This window comes from Arthrobacter sp. SlRoot2-15, assembly GCF_059739345.1.
In genome coordinates this window covers 583,913-600,240 of sequence record NZ_AP046058.1, presented here as the reverse complement: position 1 = coordinate 600,240, position 16,328 = coordinate 583,913, and the positions used below count along the sequence as shown (strand labels likewise).

Below are 16,328 nucleotides of genomic sequence, written 5' to 3'. Positions count from 1 at the left end.
GGGAACTCCATGCACCACGGCGCCGGGAATATCGCTAGGCTAGTAGACACAACATCATCTAGCGGGAGGCGGGCGGCATCATGACCAACGCAGAAGCCACGACTTCAACAGACCGGACCGGGACGGGGAAGGCTGAAGCCGCACCCGCTCACAATCTGGAGGCCGAGCGCCTGTACGCGCTCCTCGAGCCTGCGGTCCTGGCCAACCGGCTCTACCTGGAAGACGTTTCCATCCACGTTGCCGGGGCCAACCGCGTGGTCCACGTGGTGGTGGACCTGCCGCAGGAGGAAACCGGCGGCGTCAGCCTCGACGTTATCGCCGAGATCTCCAAGACCCTCTCGGACATCCTGGACAACGACCCGAGCACCGACTCGCGGCCCTACGATCTTGAGGTGTCCTCGCCCGGCGTCGGCCGCCCGCTCACCGAGGAGCGGCACTGGCACCGGGCCCGCGGACGCCTCGTCACGGTCAACGTGATCCAGGGCGACAACGTCACCGGCCGCATCCAGTCCGTGGACGACGGCGGCGTGACCCTGGTCCCGGAACTGACCGTCAAAAAGGGGATGAAGCCCAAGCAGGGCGACCCCGTCAAGCTTCCTTTCGACAGGATCCGCAGTGGAAAAGTCGAGATAGAGTTCAGCCACCTCGAAGAGGCCTCGCTGGAGAACGACAATGGACCTTCCGAGGAGGCCTAATGGATATTGACATGAGCGCACTGAGACTCCTGGAGCGTGAGCGCGAAATCCCGCTGGATCTCCTGATTCCGACCATCGAGCAGGCCCTCCTGGTGGCCTACCACAAGACGCCGGGCGCCTTCGAGAAGGCCCGGGCGGAGCTGGACCGCAAGAGTGGCCACGTGACCATCTGGGCCACCGAGATCGACGACGACGGCGCCCCCATCGGCGAATTCGAGGACACCCCGGCAGGGTTTGGACGGATCGCGGCGAGCACCGCGCGGCAGATCATCCTGCAGCGCCTGCGCGACGCCGAGGACGACAACGTGCTGGGCCAGTTCAAGGGCCGCGAGGGCGAACTCGTGGCCGGCACCATCCAGCAGGGCAACAACCCGCACATGATCCAGGTGAACCTCGGAACCGTGGAGGCGCTGCTGCCCCCGCCCGAGCAGGTTCCCGGCGAGAAGTACACCCACGGCAACCGGCTCCGTGCGTTCGTGATCGACGTGCACCGCGGCACCAAGGGCCCCTCCATCACCCTCTCCCGGTCCCACCCCGGCCTCGTGCGGAAGCTCTTCGAACTGGAGGTCCCGGAGATCGCGGACCGGTCGGTCGAGATTGTGGCCCTGGCCCGCGAAGCCGGCCACCGCACCAAGATCGCGGTCAAGGCGAACACCCCCGGCATCAACGCCAAGGGCGCCTGCATCGGCGAAATGGGCTCCCGGGTCCGAGCCGTGATGACCGAGCTGAACGACGAAAAGATCGACATCGTGGACTACAGCGACGATCCGGCGACGTTCATCGCCAGTGCGCTCTCGCCGTCGCGCGTGAACTCGGTCACCATCACGGACGAGGCCGCCCGGTCCGCCCGCGTGGTCGTGCCGGACTACCAGCTCTCCCTCGCCATCGGCAAGGAAGGCCAGAACGCCCGCCTGGCCGCCAAGCTCACCGGCTGGCGGATCGACATCGTCTCCGACGCCGCGGAGAACCGCGACAAATAAGCCACACCGTGGGCCCCGTCCGCCGGCCCCGGAATCCGCGCCAGTTCGGGGTCCGGGCGCCAGAGGGGCTAGAATAGACATGACCGCGCCCAAGGGCCGGTGTCCGCGTGCCCTCGGGCAGGCAGTCAGGTACAGGCAGGAAGATACTCGGACGTGGCAGAAGTGCAACACCTCGAGAATCAGCCGCAACGTACTTGCATCGGATGCCGGCAGAAGGGTTTGCGGTCGGAGCTTCTCCGGCTCGTCGCCGGCGCCAGCGGTTCATCCGCTGTCGTGGTGGATGAACGACGCCGGATGGCTGGCAGGGGAGCATGGCTGCACCCCAGCGAAAAGTGCCTGGCACTGGCGGTCAAACGTCGAGCGTTCGGACGCGCCCTCACCGGGGCCTCCGGCACCGCCGACGTCGAACGCTGGATCCTGGCAGGCACGCAAGCAGTGGGCACCCCGGTGGCCGCAGCAACAACCGTCCAACCTGAAAGCGGGTCAGAAAACTGATGGAAACCCGATGAGTTCCCAGCGATGAGTGCGCAACGATGACAACTTTGTTGCGCTCTGCAATGGGCCTTTCAGCTGCACTCGCGGCGGAGGCCCGCAGTAAGAAGTAGACGGTTCGTGCCTGGCTCGGTGCGGACCGAGACAGGAGAAATGTGGCCAAGGTCCGCGTACATGAGCTTGCTAAAGAGCTCGGTATTACTTCCAAAGATGCAGTAACCAAACTGCAGGAACTGGGCGAATTCGTTCGCTCCGCCTCTTCCACCATTGAGGCCCCGGTGGTGCGGAAACTCCGCAACGCCTACCCCGCCGCTCCGAAGTCCGAAGCGCCCGCGTCCGCCCCCAAGGCCAGCCCCGCAGCTTCAGCACCGGCGCCCGCGCCGGCCCCGGCTGCGCCGAAGGCTGCCGAATCCAAGACCGAAGCTCCGGCGCCCGCGCCGGCCGCCCCGGCGCCGGCAGCAGCACCTGCTGCCGCACCGGCTGCCGAGGCACCGGCGGCTCCGTCCGCCGGCGCAAAGCCCGGCGCACGCCCGGCCCCGAAGGCCGAGACCCCGGCTGCTCCGGCACGCCAGGGTGGTTCGGCGCCGCGTCCGGGCGGCCCCCGCCCCGGTAACAACCCGTTCGCCACGTCCCAGGGCATGCCCCGCGGCCGCGGCGGCGACAACGAACGCACCTCGCGTCCGGGCAACAACCCGTTCGCACCTTCGCAGGGCATGCCGCGTCCGGGCGGAAGCCGCACCGAGGGCGAACGCCCCGGCGGCCCGCGTCCCGCGGCAGGCCCCGGCGGTCCCCGTCCGGGCGCTCCCCGTCCGGCCGGCGCTGCCGGCGCACGTCCGGGCGCACCGCGTCCGGCCGGCGCACCCGGTGCCCGTCCGGGCGCCGGCGGAAACCGTCCGACCCCTGGCATGATGCCCAACCGCACCGAGCGTCCCGCACCCGCCGGTGCAGGCCGTCCCGGCGGCGGCGGGCGTGGCCCGGGCCGTCCGGGTGGCGCTCCAGGTACCGGTGCTCCCGGTGCCGGTGGCGGCGCTCCGGCCGGTGGTGGCTTCGGCAAGGGCGGCCGCGGTCGCGGCGGCACCCAGGGTGCCTTCGGTAAGGGTGGCGCAGGCCGTGGCAAGCAGCGCAAGTCGAAGCGTGCCAAGCGTCAGGAACTCGAGCAGATGAGTGCTCCGTCGCTGGGTGGCGTGAGCGTACCCCGCGGCGACGGCAACACCGTAGTCCGGCTCCGTCGCGGCTCGTCCATCACGGACTTTGCCGACAAGATCGAGGCAAACCCCGCAGCACTGGTGACGGTCCTCTTCCACCTCGGCGAAATGGCCACGGCCACCCAATCGCTGGATGAAGAGACCTTCGCCCTTCTCGGCGAGGAGCTTGGCTACAAGCTCCAGGTCGTCTCCCCGGAAGACGAGGAGCGCGAGCTGCTCTCCGGTTTCGACATCGACTTCGACGCCGAGCTGGAAGCCGAAGGCGACGAGGAACTCGAGGCACGTCCCCCGGTTGTCACCGTTATGGGTCACGTTGACCACGGTAAAACCCGCCTGCTCGATGCCATCCGCAAGTCGGACGTTATGGCCGGCGAGCACGGCGGCATCACGCAGCACATCGGTGCTTACCAGGTTACGCACAACCACGAAGGCACCGATCGCAAGATCACCTTCATCGATACCCCGGGCCACGAGGCGTTCACCGCCATGCGTGCCCGTGGTGCGAAGGTCACCGACATCGCCATCCTCGTGGTGGCAGCCGATGACGGTGTGATGCCGCAGACCATCGAAGCCCTCAACCACGCCCAGGCGGCCAACGTGCCGATCGTCGTGGCCGTGAACAAGATCGACAAGGAAGGCGCCAACCCGGACAAGGTCCGTGGCCAGCTGACCGAGTACGGCCTGGTTCCGGAAGAGTACGGTGGCGACACCATGTTCGTGGAGGTCTCTGCCCGCCAGAACCTCAACATCGACGAGCTGCTCGAGGCCGTCCTGCTCACCGCGGACGCTGCCCTGGACATGCGCGCCAACCCGAACAAGGACGCCCGCGGTATCGCGATTGAAGCCAACCTGGACAAGGGCCGCGGCGCGGTTGCTACCGTCCTGGTTCAGTCCGGCACCCTGCACGTCGGCGACACGATCGTCGCAGGCACGGCCCACGGCCGCGTCCGCGCCATGTTCGACGACGACGGCAGCGCCCTGACCGAGGCAGGCCCGTCCCGCCCCGTGCAGGTCCTGGGTCTGTCCAACGTCCCGCGCGCCGGTGACACCTTCTTCGTGACCGCTGACGAGCGCACCGCCCGCCAGATCGCCGAGAAGCGTGAAGCCGCCGACCGCAACGCCGCCCTGGCCAAGCGCCGCAAGCGCATCAGCCTGGAAGACTTCGACCAGGCCGTCGCCGATGGCAAGATCGACACCCTCAACCTCATCCTCAAGGGTGACGTGTCCGGTGCCGTGGAAGCCCTCGAAGACGCGCTGCTCAAGATCGACGTCGGTGAGGGTGTCCAGCTCCGCGTTATCCACCGGGGTGTCGGTGCGATCACGCAGAACGACGTCAACCTGGCCACGGTCGACTCCGCCGTCATCATCGGCTTCAACGTCAAGCCCGCCGAGCGTGTTGCCGAACTGGCAGACCGCGAAGGCGTGGACATGCGCTTCTACTCCGTCATCTACGCAGCAATCGATGACATCGAGGCAGCCCTCAAGGGCATGCTCAAGCCGGAGTACGAAGAGGTCCAGCTTGGCACCGCCGAGGTCCGCGAAGTGTTCCGTTCTTCCAAGTTCGGCAACATTGCAGGCTCGATCGTCCGCTCCGGTGTTATCCGGCGCAACGCCAAGGCCCGCATTACCCGCGACGGCAAGATCATCGGCGACAACCTCACCGTTGAGACGCTCAAGCGCTTCAAGGACGACGCCACCGAGGTCCGCACGGACTTCGAGTGTGGTATCGGTCTTGGCTCGTACAACGACATCAACGAAGGTGACATCATCGAGACCTTCGAGATGCGCGAAAAGCCGCGCGTCTAAGTCGGTCCGCCTTTGGGCGAGTCAGCAGTAAGAGGTGCGGGGCCGTTGGAATTTTTCCGGCGGCCCCGCCCCTTCGCCGGACGGTTTTCGATCTTCGATCTCAAACCGTCCGGCTCCGTCAGGCCCGATGCCACTCCCAGGCCGCCGGAAAGATTCCAACGGGAGTCCGTCGTAGGCTTGCCTTAGGCGCGTGGCACCAAACTCACCAATGTGCGGCTTGTGTTTCGGCGTCGTCGTACATCCAAATTTTTTTAGGAGTGGAAATGGCTGATCCCGCACGGGCTGCCAAGTTGGCGCAGCGGATTAAGGTTGTTGTTGCCGAGGCGCTGGGCCGCAGGGTGAAGGATCCGCGGCTCGAGGGCGTGACTGTGACCGATGCTCGGGTCACGAATGACCTGCAGCACGCCACGGTTTACTACACGGTGTTTGGCGACGAGGTGGCGCAGGCTGACGCGGCCAAGGGCCTGGAGAAGGCCAAGGGGGTGCTGCGCCAGGAGGTTGGCCGCAACATCACCGTCCGGCTCACGCCGACGCTGGAATTCGTCGCCGACCAGATCCCCGTGGTCGCCTCGAACCTTGAGGAACTGCTCCGGGCCGCCAAGAAGCGCGACGCCGAGGTGGCAGCCCTCGCGGCCAGCGCCAAGCACGCCGGCGACGCCGATCCGTACAAGAGCGACATCCCCGAGGACGTTGAGCTGGACGAAGACGACTTCGACGAAGAGGATACCGACCTCAGCGCGGACCGCGACGTCGACGAGGACAGCAACAAGTAGCACCCAAGATCGGCAGCACTGGCCGGACCCGGAGACGGGCCCGGCCAGTGCTGTCTGTGGGCCGTTGCGGCCCCGGGGGACTTTGGGCCCTATGCCCTGCACGGGCCGGGGGGTCCCATGGAACCATGACTGCGGGCGAACAGAACGGCGGTGAGCGGCTGTGAGCGCTGCCCTCATCAAGTGTCCGCATTGCGGCACCACCAACCGCATCCCCGCCGACGCCGCCGGCCACCCGCGGTGCGGTAAATGCCGGCGGGACCTGCCTTGGATCGTGGAGGCCGGCGATGCCGACTTTGGTGCTGTCGCGGAGCAGTCCCCGGTTCCTGCCCTGGTCGATTTCTGGGCGGCGTGGTGCGGGCCGTGCCGGATGGTCAGCCCGGTGCTGGACAAGCTGGCGCAGGAACGCGCCGGCCGGGTCAAGCTCGTTAAGGTCGACGTCGACAAGTCGCCCGGCCTTTCCCGGCGCTTCGACGTGCAGGCCATACCTACGATGCTGGTGATCACCGGCGGCACAGTGGTTGCCCGGCAGGCGGGGGCCCCGCCGGCCGCCGCCCTGCGGACCTGGCTTGATGAGGCACTGGCGGGCCGGCGCGAAGGGAGCAAGCCATGACCGAAATCATGCGTTACGAGGTCGGGTCGGGAACGGTGCTGGTCGAGGTCGACGAAGGCAGCTTCGGCGTCGAGCGGCCTGCCCGAAACGAACTCGGCATCCTCGACGCCGGCCGGCGGCTCGAAGATGCCCTGGCCGCCGTACGGCCGGCCGCGAGGGCCGCCGCCGAGGTGATGCGGGAACTGGCGCCCGAGCACCTCGAATTGCAGTTCGGCGTGAAGCTTGCGGGGGAGGCCGGGGCGATCATCGCGCGGAACTGCGCCGAGGGGCATTTCATCGTCAGGATGTCCTTCACAGCGCCGCCGGTGCCGCCCGCGTCGCCGGAAGACGAGATCCGGCTCTGAACCGGCGCCGGACGCGGGGGACCGGCCGGGGCGTCAGCGACGCCGTCGGGCGCCCAGGCCGCCGAGCAGCGGGGAACCCATCCCCAGCAGGAAACCGAAGTCATACCAGTTGCCGGCCCGCGCCGTGTTGTAGAAGGGGAACTCGCTCCACGCCCCGAAGACGTGGACGATCAGCACGATCCAGGCCGTGAGCCCGTTCCAGATGCCCCACAACAAGTCCTGCCACCACATGAGGTTCCTCCTTGCGCCGCAGCCGGCGTCCGCACCGTGAATCCGCGCACCCGCGTGTGGTCAGGCTACTGCCTGGCGTGGCCGTGCGGTAGGGACGCGGCGGGCGCGTCGCGGGCGGGAAGCCTGTCCAGGCCCTCCACGAGGTCGGCCTGGGCGCCGCACAGTGCGATCCGGATCCAGCCCTCGCCAATGGAGCCGAACGCGGTCCCCGGGGCGAAGGACACCCCGGCCTCCGCGAGGAAGCGGCGGACCCAGGCCCGGACGTCGCCGCCGCTGACGTGGGAGACGTCGGCCCAGAGGTAGAACGCCCCCTGCGCGGTGAGGAAGGGGATGCCCTTGGCTTCCAGGACGGCGGAGGCCGCGTCCCGGTTGGCACGGTAGTGCGCGTGGGCGTGGCTGACGTAGTCCTGCGGACCGGTCAGGGCTGCCAGCGCCGCGTACTGCGAGGGCGAGGCGACACAGGACACGATCGCCTCCATCACGTTGTTCATCTTCTGCTCAAGTCCGGGCGGGCAGATCAGCGCCCCGATCCGCAGTCCGGTGAGCCCGTAGGTCTTGGAAAGGGTCAGCGAGGTAAACACCCGGGCCTCGCCGGGAACGTCGCTGTCGAAGCGTGCCGGGCTGACGTGCGGGACGTCGTAGGTGAACGCCTCGTAGCATTCGTCCGAGATGATCCACAGGTCGTGCGCCACGGCCAGGTCCAACAGGCTGCGGGTGAGCTCCTCACCCAGCACGGCCCCGAGCGGGTTGGACGGCGAGTTCAGGACCAGCACCTTGGTGTGCGGCGTGATGAGCGCCTCGATGTCTTCGATCCGCGGCTGGAAGGCGTGCTCCGGGTACAGCGGGTACCGGACCGGGACCGCGTGCAGCAGGCTGGAGGTCATCGCAAACGTCGGGTAGCCGGGGTTGGGAATCAGGATTTCATCGCCCGGGGAGAGCAGCAGGCTCATCGCGAAGTGCAGGCCCTGTTGCGCGCCGTCGACGACGTACACCCGGTCGGCGCCGACGTCGGTCGCGTTGTGCTCCCGGAACCGGGCAGCGAAGGCTTCCCGCAGCGCCGGAATGCCGGCGTTGGGGGTGTAGTTGGTCTCGTCCCGGTCCAGGCACGCCATGCCGGCCTCGAGGATGTGGCGGGGGAGGGCGAAGCCCGGTTCGCCGATGCTCAGCACAATGGCGCCCGGGGTGTGCCAGGCGGCCTCGGTGATCTCGCGGATCTGGTTGATGGGGACATCGCGAACGTGGGCGGCAAGCTCTGGCATGTCTGCCATCCTAGTCCGCGTCCGCCGCCCGGCCGGCGGGTGGCGGACGGCAGCTGCGGGTGGCAGCGGCGGGCGGCAGCCGCGCCGGAGGCGGCTCCGGCCCGGATATACTGGGAGGCGTGCTTTCTGGACTGGTAATAGTGGACAAGCCGCAAGGCTGGACCAGCCACGATGTGGTTGGACGGATGCGGCGGATCGCCGGTACCCGGAAGGTGGGCCACGCCGGAACGCTGGACCCCATGGCGACGGGCGTGCTGGTGCTCGGCATCAACAAGGCGACCCGCCTGCTGACCTACATTGTGGGCACCTCCAAGACCTATACCGCCACCATCCGCCTCGGCGAAAAGACCGTCACGGACGACGCCGAGGGGGAGGTCACCGCCACCCGCAGCGCCGCCGCGGTCACCGAGGACAGTGTCCGCGCCGGCGTCGCCGCCCTGACCGGCGAAATCCAGCAGGTGCCCAGCAGCGTCAGCGCCATCAAGGTCAACGGCGAGCGTGCCTATGCCCGCGTCCGCTCCGGCGAGGACGTGAAGCTCGCCGCCCGGCCCGTGACGATCTACCGCTTCGACATCCACGAACTGCGCCGCGCCCAGGACGGCGAAGCCCTGGACCTGGACGTGACCGTCGAGTGCTCCTCCGGCACCTACATCCGTGCCCTAGCCCGCGACCTCGGCGACGCCCTCGGCGTCGGCGGCCACCTCACCGCCCTGCGCCGGACCCAGGTGGGGCCGTACGCCCTGGATCAGGCGCGCACCCTGGAGCAACTCGCCGACGAGCTGGAGGTCCTGGAAATGTCCCAGGCCGCCAGGGCGCTGATGCCCAACCGCGAGCTCAGCGCGGAAGAGACCACAGAACTCTCGTTCGGCCGCCGGATCGCGGCCGGGGCCGACGCCGGCACAGCTGATGCCGCGACGCCGGACAAGCCGGCCGCCGCGTTCGCGCCCGACGGTTCGCTGGTGGCCCTGCTAGCCGACGCCGGAAGCTACGCCAAGCCCGTTTTGGTCTTCGCCCCGGACAATGAGAAGCCGGCCGCCGGGAAGATGGCCGCAGGGACTCCAGACTCCGAGAAGCCGGCGGGCTAGCGGTGGACGCCTATTTCTACATCATCCTCGTGGTGGGGCTGGTTTCGACCATCCTCTGCGCCGGTGCCGGCATCCTGAAGAAAGCCCCGAACGACGCAACCATCCTGTCGGTGGCCGCCGTCGAACTGTCCCTTCTGGTCTACCTGGTGGGGTCGATCGTCCGGGTCGCGTCCGGGGAACAGATCGCGGGGGAGCCCTGGGAGTTCTGGGGCTACCTGGTCACGGCGCTGATGCTTCCCGTCGGCGCGGTGTACTGGGCCATCCTGGAACGCACCCGGTGGAGCAACTTCGTCCTCGCCGCCGTCGGCGTCACTGCCCTGGTGATGGCGGCCCGAATGAGCCAGATCTGGTACTGACATGGAAGAGGCAAAGAAAGACATGACGGCTTCACAGCAGGGCACGGGCGACGCCGCCACTACCGCCGCTTCGGGCGACACTTCGGCCGAGGCTTCGCACGACGCCTCGGCGGCGCGGGACACTCGCAATACCGGCCCAGGCCGGCTGCTTATTGCTGTTTATGCGGTGTTCGCCCTCTCGGCCACGGCCCGGGCCGGATACCAGATCCTCACCAAGTTCTCCGAGGCGCCCCTGGCCTATCTGTTGTCCGCCTTCGCCGCCGTCGTCTACATCGTCGCAACCGTCTCCCTCGCGAAGGCCGGCCGGGCCTGGTTCAAGGTGTCTGTGACCGCCGTGCTGGTCGAGTTGATCGGTGTCCTGGTGGTCGGCGCCCTCAGCCTCTTCGACGCGGTCAACTTCCCGCACGAGACGGTCTGGTCCCTGTTTGGCCGCGGCTACGGCTACATCCCGCTGCTGCTGCCGATCCTCGGTCTCGTCTGGCTGTACCGCCGCCGGCCCGCGCCCCGGCGTTCCTGAAGAACCTCCCCGCACGACCCTCCAGCTCCGAACCGGGGCCAGCCTTAACGTGCCCTGCGACACCCCATGCTAAGTGAACTTGCCAAATGCATAGTAAGCATGCTTATTGTAGTACTTAGGTGCGGCCGCGAATAGCGGCGCACCCAGGTTTGTCCACCGAGCGAGGGAGGCATCATGAGCATTGTGAACGCCGTTTCCCGAGCACCATGGGAACCGAAAAGAGCAGCCAAAAGGCGCCGGACCGGATGCCACGGATGAGCCGCAGCCCGGAAGCCAAGAAATGGCGGACAGACCAGCTTCTGTCCATGGCCGCCAGGGTGGTCGAGCGGCGAAAGGACCAGGCGCTGGCCGCCCTCGGCCTGACGCACGCCGCGGTGATCGCCCTCCAGGGTCTCGCAGGCGGGCCGCTGAACCAGGAACAGTTGGCGCGCAGGATCGCCGTGCAAAGCCAGTCCCTGGGCAGGGTATTGGCTCGGCTGGAAGATGCGGACCTCGTCTCCCGAACCCGGGACCAGCGGGACCGGCGGCAGTTCATCGTCGCCCTGACGCCTGCCGGCAGTGCCGCACTGGCCGCTGCGCACCAGATCGAGTGCAACGCCCTCCCCGAGGACCTGGAGGACTGGACCACGCTGCAGCACGATCTGGCCAGAATCCTGACAGCCTTCGAGGTCCCGGGACGGTTCTGAGCCGCCCCTGTCCCTGACGGAACGCCGAGCCTCCCCTCAACGGCGCCGCACCCGCACGACGGCGGCGGCGCGTTGCCGCCGCCGTAATCCGCGTTATGTCCCGGTGTTCGTTTTCCCTTGGACGTTCTCCGCCTGGTCCTGAAGCTTGCGCCGCAGCGCAGGCCACGCCGCCGCGAACCCCGGGTGGAGCTCCTTGTCGCTGACGCCCTCCAAGCTGACCCACTTCAATTCGAGGCTTTCCGGGTCGCTGATGGCGGGTTCGAAGGGCTCCATAACCTGGGCCGCGACCGTCGTGTAGGACCAGTACCCGACGTCAAACACCGAGGTGAACAGCACTCGGACCGACGCGGGCGGGACTGCGGCTTCTTCGTTGGCCTCCCGGAGCGCGCCCTCAACGGCGCCTTCACCCTGATGCAGGGCACCGCCGGGAAGGCCCCATGTTCCGCCCTTGTCGCTCCACATGGCCCGGTGTTGCAGCAGGACGCCTTTGTCGGCATCATGCACCAGCAGACCCGCGGAGCCAAAGCGCCCCCAGAAGCGGCCGTGCTCGCCCTCCACCCAGGCATCGCCGGGGTCGCGGGGACCCAGCGGCCGGCGAAGTTCGAAATGCGGCTTGCGTTGCGGCTCGTTTTTCTGTGATTCGTCCTGTTGCGATTCGTCGTGGGGCGGCGTTCCGGCGGGCTGCGGCGTTCCGGCGGGCTGCGGGGAGACTGGGTTGTCCATCCAAACAGTCTGCCAGTTCTGCCGTTGGCATGCCCCCGGGACTGTCTTAGGTCTGTCGGCGCGCGTAGCGGGGGCTAATAATGTCTGAGCCCGGTTCCAGAATGAGTATGTGAGGATCACCGCAGCTCTCATAGCCCGTTCGGTTGGCGGGCCGGACGCTCGTCGGGCCGGGAGGCCCGATGGTCAGGACGATCGCGTGCCCGCCGCCCACGCCGATCGCGTCCAGGCCTCTGCCGCCGCAGCCCTTATTGTCGTAGGTCACCGGCAGGATTGAGTCATGGGAATCGGTGCAGCCCTCATCGTTCGACCGGTCGGCAGGCCAGGCTGTGCTGACGCCCGCGTGCAGCCGGGGTTTCCTGCCAGCGCAGCGGCACCGCAAATTGTCGTGGGTCGCTGGCAGGATTAAGTCATGGGAATCGGTGCAGCTCTCATTGCGCGTCCCGCCATCCGGCCGGACGGTCAGGACGACCGCGTGCCACCCGCCCACGCCGATCGCGTCCCGGCCTGTGGAGTGGCAGCCCTTATTGTCGTAGGTCACCGGCAGGATTGAGTCATGGGAATCGGTGCAGCTCTCATCGTTCGTCCGGTCGGCAGGCCGGATGGTGAGGGGCGCCGGGTTCCGCCGCTGGACAGCATTCGCGGGCAGCTACGCGGGCTCTGTGCCACGGCGGTCGCGGACGCGGCGCTGATGGACTTTGGCGAGGCGGCGGAGTTCGCCGGCCGGGTCGAGGAAGCCTCCCGGGCCATTGAGTACCTGCAGCTCATTGCCGCCGGGGCGGTGGAGCGCACCCGCAAGGAAGCCGCCGCCGACGGCGCCCCGGCACTCGACGACGGCTACCGCAAAACCGGCGAGTTCCTCCGCGACCGGCTGCAGATCAGCGCCGTCGAAGCCCACCGCCGGCTCACCCTGGCTCAGGAGCTGTTGCCCCGCACCGGGATCACCGGGCAGCCGCTCCCACCTCTGCGCGAGGAACTCGGCGCCGCCCTGGCCGCCGGGACCGTCCCGTCCCGCTCCGCGACCATCATCACCCTCGCCCTTGGCCGGGTCCGGCCCGTCTGCGACGCGGAGACGGCCGCCCGGATGGAACATGCCCTGACCCGCACCGCGGCCGAGCGCGACCCGGACTTCCTGACCCGGATCACCCGCCGCTGGGTGGACGCGATCGACCAGGACGGCGCCGAACCCAGCGAGGAAGTCCTGCGCCAGCTCCAGGGCGCCTTCATCCGCAAACCCCGGCACGGGCTGCAGCACCTGGAAATCTTCGCCACCACCGAACAGTTCGAACACCTGCTGACCGTGATGAACACCGCCACCAACCCCCGCACCGGTGGCGGAGCGGGCGGCAGTGACGCCGACGGAGCGGGTGGCGGGACAGGCGCGGAAGGCGGTGAGACTACGGACGGTTTCTTGCCGAACGTCCTTGACCGGCGGTCGCGGCCGCAGAAACACCTCGACGGCCTCGTCGGCGGCTGCAAGGTCGCCATGGCCTCCGGCGGACTCCCCGCGACGGGAGGCTTCCGGCCCCAGGTCATGGTCACCATCGACTACCGCGACCTCCTCCAACGCCTCCACCGGCTGACCGACACCGTAGAGGCCGACAGCCCCGGCCGGACCGACGCTGCCAGCACCTACCCCGACCCGGCCGGGCAAATCCCGGGCACCAGCCCCTTCGGGTTCACCGCCACGGGGACCACGGCGTTCACCGGGCCCGTCGCCGCCGCGACCATCCGCAAAATCGCCTGCGACGCCGACATCATCCCCGTCCTCCTCGGATCCAAGGGCCGCGTCCTGGACATAGGCCGCACCACCCGCGTCTTCCCGCCCCACATACGCAAAGCCATCACCGCCCGCGACCAGGGCTGCGCGTTCCCCGGCTGCACCATCCCCGCCCCCTGGTGCGAAGCCCACCACATCGACTATTGGTCCCGCGGCGGCTCCACGAGCACCGACAATGGAACACTGCTCTGTTCACACCATCACCACCTGATCCACAAAGAAGAATGGACCATCCAGCCCCACGCGGGCGTCCCGTGGTTCATCCCGCCACCCCACCTCGACCCCCAACAGCAACCGAGACGCAACCACTACTTCCGCTGCTGAGGCACGCGACCGGCCGCCGGAACCCGGACGGACATGAGCAGGGCAGGATTGCCGCTCTTCCCGGCCGCCCCACCGGTTCCGGTTTGTAGGCAACCGGCCCACCGGATGCAATAGTGGCGGGATGATCAACCAGCAGCAGCTCTGGGATACCGAGGCCGCGAAGCACTACGACACCCCCGGAGAGGGAATGTTTTCCCCCGAAGTAATCGGCCCCACGGTGGACGTCCTCGCAGAACTCGCAGGCGACGGCCGGGCCGTAGAGTTTGCCATCGGCACGGGCCGGGTCGCCATCCCTCTGTCCGAAGCAGGGGTGCCGGTCTGCGGCGTCGAACTGTCCCATGCGATGATCTCCCGCCTTCGTGAGAAGGTGACCGAGGATCAGATTCCCGTCGTTCAGGGCGACATGACGGAGGCTGTTGCGGGCGAGGGTTTCTCGCTGGCAATCCTGGTGTTCAACACCATCGCTAACCTGTTGACTCAGGACGAACAGGTGCGCTGCTTCCAGAACGCTGCCCGTCATCTGGCTCCCGGCGGCCGCTTCGTGATCGAGCTCTGGGTGCCGCAGTTACGATCGTTACCACCCGGACACGGTGGAACGGTTGAGGTGAGCCGGCCCGGCTACCTGCTCGTCGACACGTACGACGTGCTGAATCAGCATGTGGTCTCGCACCTTGTGAGGTTTGGGGCGGAACTCTCCGACGGGCGGGAGGCGCGGATCGGACGAACTCCGCACCGGTACATCTGGCCGAGCGAACTGGACCTCATGGCCCGGCTGGCTGGCTTCGAGCTGGAATCCAGGTGGGCGGATTGGGACCGCAGCGAATTCACCGCGGAATCCCGCAGCCACGTCTCGGTGTTCCGGCTCGCGCAGGATTAAACTCGCGCAGGGTCAAAGGCGGATGACTTGCCATCCGTCAGGCGGGCCATAGACTCTGCCACATGTCTGGTCTTGGGGGAACGAAAACCGTCCGCGGCGTTGTGGTGTTCATATTGGGCGTGTCGTTGGCCGCCGGACTGGCCGCCTGCGCGTACGAGGACGAAGGGGATACGCTGCCGACGTCGGCGAACGCGAGCCCTGCGTCCGCACGAACTCTTCCCGCCAGGGACCCGGACGTGCTGGCCGCGGAAGCACGCAACTACGTAGAACTCGAACGACGCCTGGCTACGGCCCCCGGATCAGTCCTGCTGGCCGAGGCCGGCCCGGCCGACGGGCCCGGCGTCGGCTTTCGGAAAGCCGCGATCGTCACGACTGCCGGACCCTACACCGTCACCGCGGCGTGCGTTGGCATCCCGCGCGCCCAGATCTACCTCTCCCAGGGGATCCCCGGCGGCACCGATCACCAGGTGTTCGAAGTCGACTGCTCAGGAACCCGGACGCAGGTCATCCAGCTCCAGAAGGGGTCCATCGGCGCGCAGCTGATGGGGCGCCGCGATCCCACGGCAGCCTGGACCGGGGCGGTGGCCGGGATCAGGATCACTGTCGGCTGAGCCGAGGAGATGCTCCGACTCAGCCCGTCGTGAAGGGGAGCGGGGTACCCGCCGGGAATGGAACGGCGCCCTGGTCCGGCGTCATGGTGAACCATCCTTCGTTCTGCTGGGTGAGGAAGAAGAGTTGGCGGCCGCCGGCATCCAGCGGGTCGCCGTCGGGGTAGGACGCCCCGCACGTGACCGGCATTGACGCGATGCGCACGGGACCCTCGCCAAGACGGCCCTTAAGCACCTGCTCCACTTCCACCACATGCACGTTGGCCTGGTACCCGTAGGTCTGCACCTCGCCGTCCCGCTTCAGCGCTCTGCCAACCAGAACCGCGCCGGCGTGGTCGAAGCGCTGCTGCATGGTCGAGAAGCGGACCCAATCAACGCAGGTGTCAGTGTGGGAGACGGGCAGCAGCCAGCAACCGCTGAGCAGCGCAACCAACAGAACACCGATAGTCATCGTCCCCGCGAATCTGCGCATGCTCGAACCCTAGCCGCCGCGGCGAACGGGGTCTATGGAAAGTACCCGCCGGTCTCCGGCGGAGCGCCGGCGCTAACGGAACAGGGCGAACACCCGGAGCGGTTCCGGATTGAAATCTCCACCCTCAGTGAAACCCAAGGCCTGGTAGAAGGCGCGCTGGCCGGGTTCGTTGTCGGTCAGGAGAACCGTCTGACGGACATGCCCGAAGCGCTTCTGGACCGCTTCCAACAACGCACGCCCGACGCCTGACCTTTGGAACGCCGGGTCAACAAGGATGTCCTGCAGGTAGCAGACGGTCGCATCGTCCGAGACGGCGCGTGCCAGGCCGACGAGTTCCCCGCCGGCATTGCGGGCGGTGACCACAAACGATGAGTTCCGGATGGCCCGCACCAGCAGCGCCGGATCCCGGGTATAGGCGGCCCACCCGACGGATCGATACAGTGCCAAAGCCTCGGCATCGGACACACCACGGCCGGCGGAGATTGAAAACTCAGGCATCGAACCAGTG

19 protein-coding genes are annotated in these 16,328 nt (G+C 67.9%); 14 read left to right on the top strand and 5 right to left on the bottom strand.

From position 1 onward, the window contains the following. Positions 1 to 80: 80 nt before the first annotated feature. The 7 genes from rimP (at position 81) to AC6I9V_RS02775 (ending at position 6,905) form a co-directional block, all read left to right on the top strand. On the top strand, positions 81 to 695 hold the full coding sequence (gene rimP / locus AC6I9V_RS02805) for a ribosome maturation factor RimP (RefSeq protein ID WP_349414435.1): 615 nt from the start codon (positions 81 to 83) through the stop codon (positions 693 to 695). Beyond that, positions 695 to 1,675, top strand: a complete 981-nt coding sequence (nusA, locus tag AC6I9V_RS02800; RefSeq protein ID WP_146338005.1) for a transcription termination factor NusA — start codon at positions 695 to 697, stop codon at positions 1,673 to 1,675. Before rimP ends, nusA begins: the two co-directional genes overlap by 1 nt. Before the next feature lie 153 nt (positions 1,676 to 1,828). Beyond that, the gene (locus tag AC6I9V_RS02795) at positions 1,829 to 2,170 is read left to right on the top strand and encodes a YlxR family protein (protein WP_497898260.1); all 342 of its coding nucleotides are present in this window, start codon (positions 1,829 to 1,831) and stop codon (positions 2,168 to 2,170) included. A gap of 152 nt (positions 2,171 to 2,322) precedes the next feature. Next, positions 2,323 to 5,178 (top strand): translation initiation factor IF-2, encoded by a 2,856-nt coding sequence (gene infB / locus AC6I9V_RS02790; RefSeq protein WP_497898259.1) that lies wholly within the window; start codon positions 2,323 to 2,325, stop codon positions 5,176 to 5,178. A gap of 263 nt (positions 5,179 to 5,441) precedes the next feature. Continuing rightward, the gene (rbfA, locus tag AC6I9V_RS02785) at positions 5,442 to 5,951 is read left to right on the top strand and encodes a 30S ribosome-binding factor RbfA (RefSeq protein WP_497898258.1); all 510 of its coding nucleotides are present in this window, start codon (positions 5,442 to 5,444) and stop codon (positions 5,949 to 5,951) included. A 160-nt stretch (positions 5,952 to 6,111) separates the two neighbouring features. Then, positions 6,112 to 6,561, top strand: coding sequence for a thioredoxin (trxA, locus tag AC6I9V_RS02780; protein ID WP_497898257.1), 450 nt, complete (start codon positions 6,112 to 6,114; stop codon positions 6,559 to 6,561). Beyond that, entirely contained in the window at positions 6,558 to 6,905 is a 348-nt protein-coding gene (locus tag AC6I9V_RS02775; protein ID WP_497898256.1) for a CU044_2847 family protein, read from the top strand. Before trxA ends, AC6I9V_RS02775 begins: the two co-directional genes overlap by 4 nt. Positions 6,906 to 6,938: 33 nt before the next feature. Here the strand turns inward: AC6I9V_RS02775 and AC6I9V_RS02770 are convergent, their stop codons facing one another. Both AC6I9V_RS02770 and AC6I9V_RS02765 read right to left on the bottom strand, forming a co-directional pair. Further along, a complete protein-coding gene (locus tag AC6I9V_RS02770) occupies positions 6,939 to 7,136 on the bottom strand; it encodes a hypothetical protein (protein ID WP_138769785.1) in 198 nt (65 codons plus the stop codon). Positions 7,137 to 7,201: 65 nt separating this feature from the next. Then, positions 7,202 to 8,395, bottom strand: a complete 1,194-nt coding sequence (locus tag AC6I9V_RS02765; protein WP_497898255.1) for a pyridoxal phosphate-dependent aminotransferase — start codon at positions 8,393 to 8,395, stop codon at positions 7,202 to 7,204. A 119-nt stretch (positions 8,396 to 8,514) separates the two neighbouring features. On the opposite strand from AC6I9V_RS02765, the gene truB reads away from it, so the two are divergent. From truB to AC6I9V_RS02745, 4 genes are all read left to right on the top strand, one after another. After that, a complete protein-coding gene (gene truB, locus AC6I9V_RS02760; RefSeq protein WP_497898254.1) occupies positions 8,515 to 9,480 on the top strand; it encodes a tRNA pseudouridine(55) synthase TruB in 966 nt (321 codons plus the stop codon). 2 nt (positions 9,481 to 9,482) lie between these two features. Beyond that, the gene (locus AC6I9V_RS02755) at positions 9,483 to 9,836 is read left to right on the top strand and encodes a hypothetical protein (protein WP_497898253.1); all 354 of its coding nucleotides are present in this window, start codon (positions 9,483 to 9,485) and stop codon (positions 9,834 to 9,836) included. 22 nt (positions 9,837 to 9,858) lie between these two features. Next, positions 9,859 to 10,353 (top strand): hypothetical protein, encoded by a 495-nt coding sequence (locus tag AC6I9V_RS02750; RefSeq protein WP_497898252.1) that lies wholly within the window; start codon positions 9,859 to 9,861, stop codon positions 10,351 to 10,353. Positions 10,354 to 10,607: 254 nt separating this feature from the next. Beyond that, positions 10,608 to 11,039 carry a MarR family winged helix-turn-helix transcriptional regulator gene (locus tag AC6I9V_RS02745; protein ID WP_497898251.1) on the top strand — a complete coding sequence of 144 codons (432 nt, stop codon included), beginning with the start codon at positions 10,608 to 10,610 and terminating at the stop codon, positions 11,037 to 11,039. Positions 11,040 to 11,132: 93 nt separating this feature from the next. On the opposite strand, the gene AC6I9V_RS02740 is transcribed toward AC6I9V_RS02745, so the two are convergent. After that, positions 11,133 to 11,627 carry an NUDIX domain-containing protein gene (locus AC6I9V_RS02740; RefSeq protein WP_497900240.1) on the bottom strand — a complete coding sequence of 165 codons (495 nt, stop codon included), beginning with the start codon at positions 11,625 to 11,627 and terminating at the stop codon, positions 11,133 to 11,135. A gap of 688 nt (positions 11,628 to 12,315) precedes the next feature. On the opposite strand from AC6I9V_RS02740, the gene AC6I9V_RS02735 reads away from it, so the two are divergent. The 3 genes from AC6I9V_RS02735 (at position 12,316) to AC6I9V_RS02725 (ending at position 15,351) form a co-directional block, all read left to right on the top strand. Then, a complete protein-coding gene (locus tag AC6I9V_RS02735; protein WP_497898250.1) occupies positions 12,316 to 13,863 on the top strand; it encodes an HNH endonuclease signature motif containing protein in 1,548 nt (515 codons plus the stop codon). 121 nt (positions 13,864 to 13,984) lie between these two features. Beyond that, positions 13,985 to 14,740 carry a class I SAM-dependent methyltransferase gene (locus AC6I9V_RS02730; protein ID WP_497898249.1) on the top strand — a complete coding sequence of 252 codons (756 nt, stop codon included), beginning with the start codon at positions 13,985 to 13,987 and terminating at the stop codon, positions 14,738 to 14,740. Between the two features lie 62 nt (positions 14,741 to 14,802). Beyond that, positions 14,803 to 15,351, top strand: coding sequence for a hypothetical protein (locus AC6I9V_RS02725; protein ID WP_497898248.1), 549 nt, complete (start codon positions 14,803 to 14,805; stop codon positions 15,349 to 15,351). 19 nt (positions 15,352 to 15,370) lie between these two features. On the opposite strand, the gene AC6I9V_RS02720 is transcribed toward AC6I9V_RS02725, so the two are convergent. Together AC6I9V_RS02720 and AC6I9V_RS02715 are read right to left on the bottom strand one after the other, a co-directional pair. Next, on the bottom strand, positions 15,371 to 15,799 hold the full coding sequence (locus AC6I9V_RS02720; RefSeq protein WP_497898247.1) for a hypothetical protein: 429 nt from the start codon (positions 15,797 to 15,799) through the stop codon (positions 15,371 to 15,373). Positions 15,800 to 15,892: 93 nt separating this feature from the next. Then, on the bottom strand, positions 15,893 to 16,318 hold the full coding sequence (locus tag AC6I9V_RS02715) for a GNAT family N-acetyltransferase (RefSeq protein ID WP_497898246.1): 426 nt from the start codon (positions 16,316 to 16,318) through the stop codon (positions 15,893 to 15,895). Between the last annotated feature and the right edge of the window lie 10 nt (positions 16,319 to 16,328).

Coding starts and splice junctions, on each gene's coding strand:
- AC6I9V_RS02750 (WP_497898252.1), top strand. CDS start 9,859: ATGACGGCTTCACAGCAGGGCACGGGCGACGCCGCCACTACCGCCGCT.
- AC6I9V_RS02730 (WP_497898249.1), top strand. CDS start 13,985: ATGATCAACCAGCAGCAGCTCTGGGATACCGAGGCCGCGAAGCACTAC.
- nusA (WP_146338005.1), top strand. CDS start 695: ATGGATATTGACATGAGCGCACTGAGACTCCTGGAGCGTGAGCGCGAA.
- AC6I9V_RS02765 (WP_497898255.1), bottom strand. CDS start 8,395: ATGCCAGAGCTTGCCGCCCACGTTCGCGATGTCCCCATCAACCAGATC.
- AC6I9V_RS02745 (WP_497898251.1), top strand. CDS start 10,608: ATGAGCCGCAGCCCGGAAGCCAAGAAATGGCGGACAGACCAGCTTCTG.
- AC6I9V_RS02770 (WP_138769785.1), bottom strand. CDS start 7,136: ATGTGGTGGCAGGACTTGTTGTGGGGCATCTGGAACGGGCTCACGGCC.
- AC6I9V_RS02775 (WP_497898256.1), top strand. CDS start 6,558: ATGACCGAAATCATGCGTTACGAGGTCGGGTCGGGAACGGTGCTGGTC.
- rimP (WP_349414435.1), top strand. CDS start 81: ATGACCAACGCAGAAGCCACGACTTCAACAGACCGGACCGGGACGGGG.
- AC6I9V_RS02715 (WP_497898246.1), bottom strand. CDS start 16,318: ATGCCTGAGTTTTCAATCTCCGCCGGCCGTGGTGTGTCCGATGCCGAG.
- AC6I9V_RS02735 (WP_497898250.1), top strand. CDS start 12,316: ATGGGAATCGGTGCAGCTCTCATCGTTCGTCCGGTCGGCAGGCCGGAT.
- rbfA (WP_497898258.1), top strand. CDS start 5,442: ATGGCTGATCCCGCACGGGCTGCCAAGTTGGCGCAGCGGATTAAGGTT.
- AC6I9V_RS02725 (WP_497898248.1), top strand. CDS start 14,803: ATGTCTGGTCTTGGGGGAACGAAAACCGTCCGCGGCGTTGTGGTGTTC.
- AC6I9V_RS02720 (WP_497898247.1), bottom strand. CDS start 15,799: ATGACTATCGGTGTTCTGTTGGTTGCGCTGCTCAGCGGTTGCTGGCTG.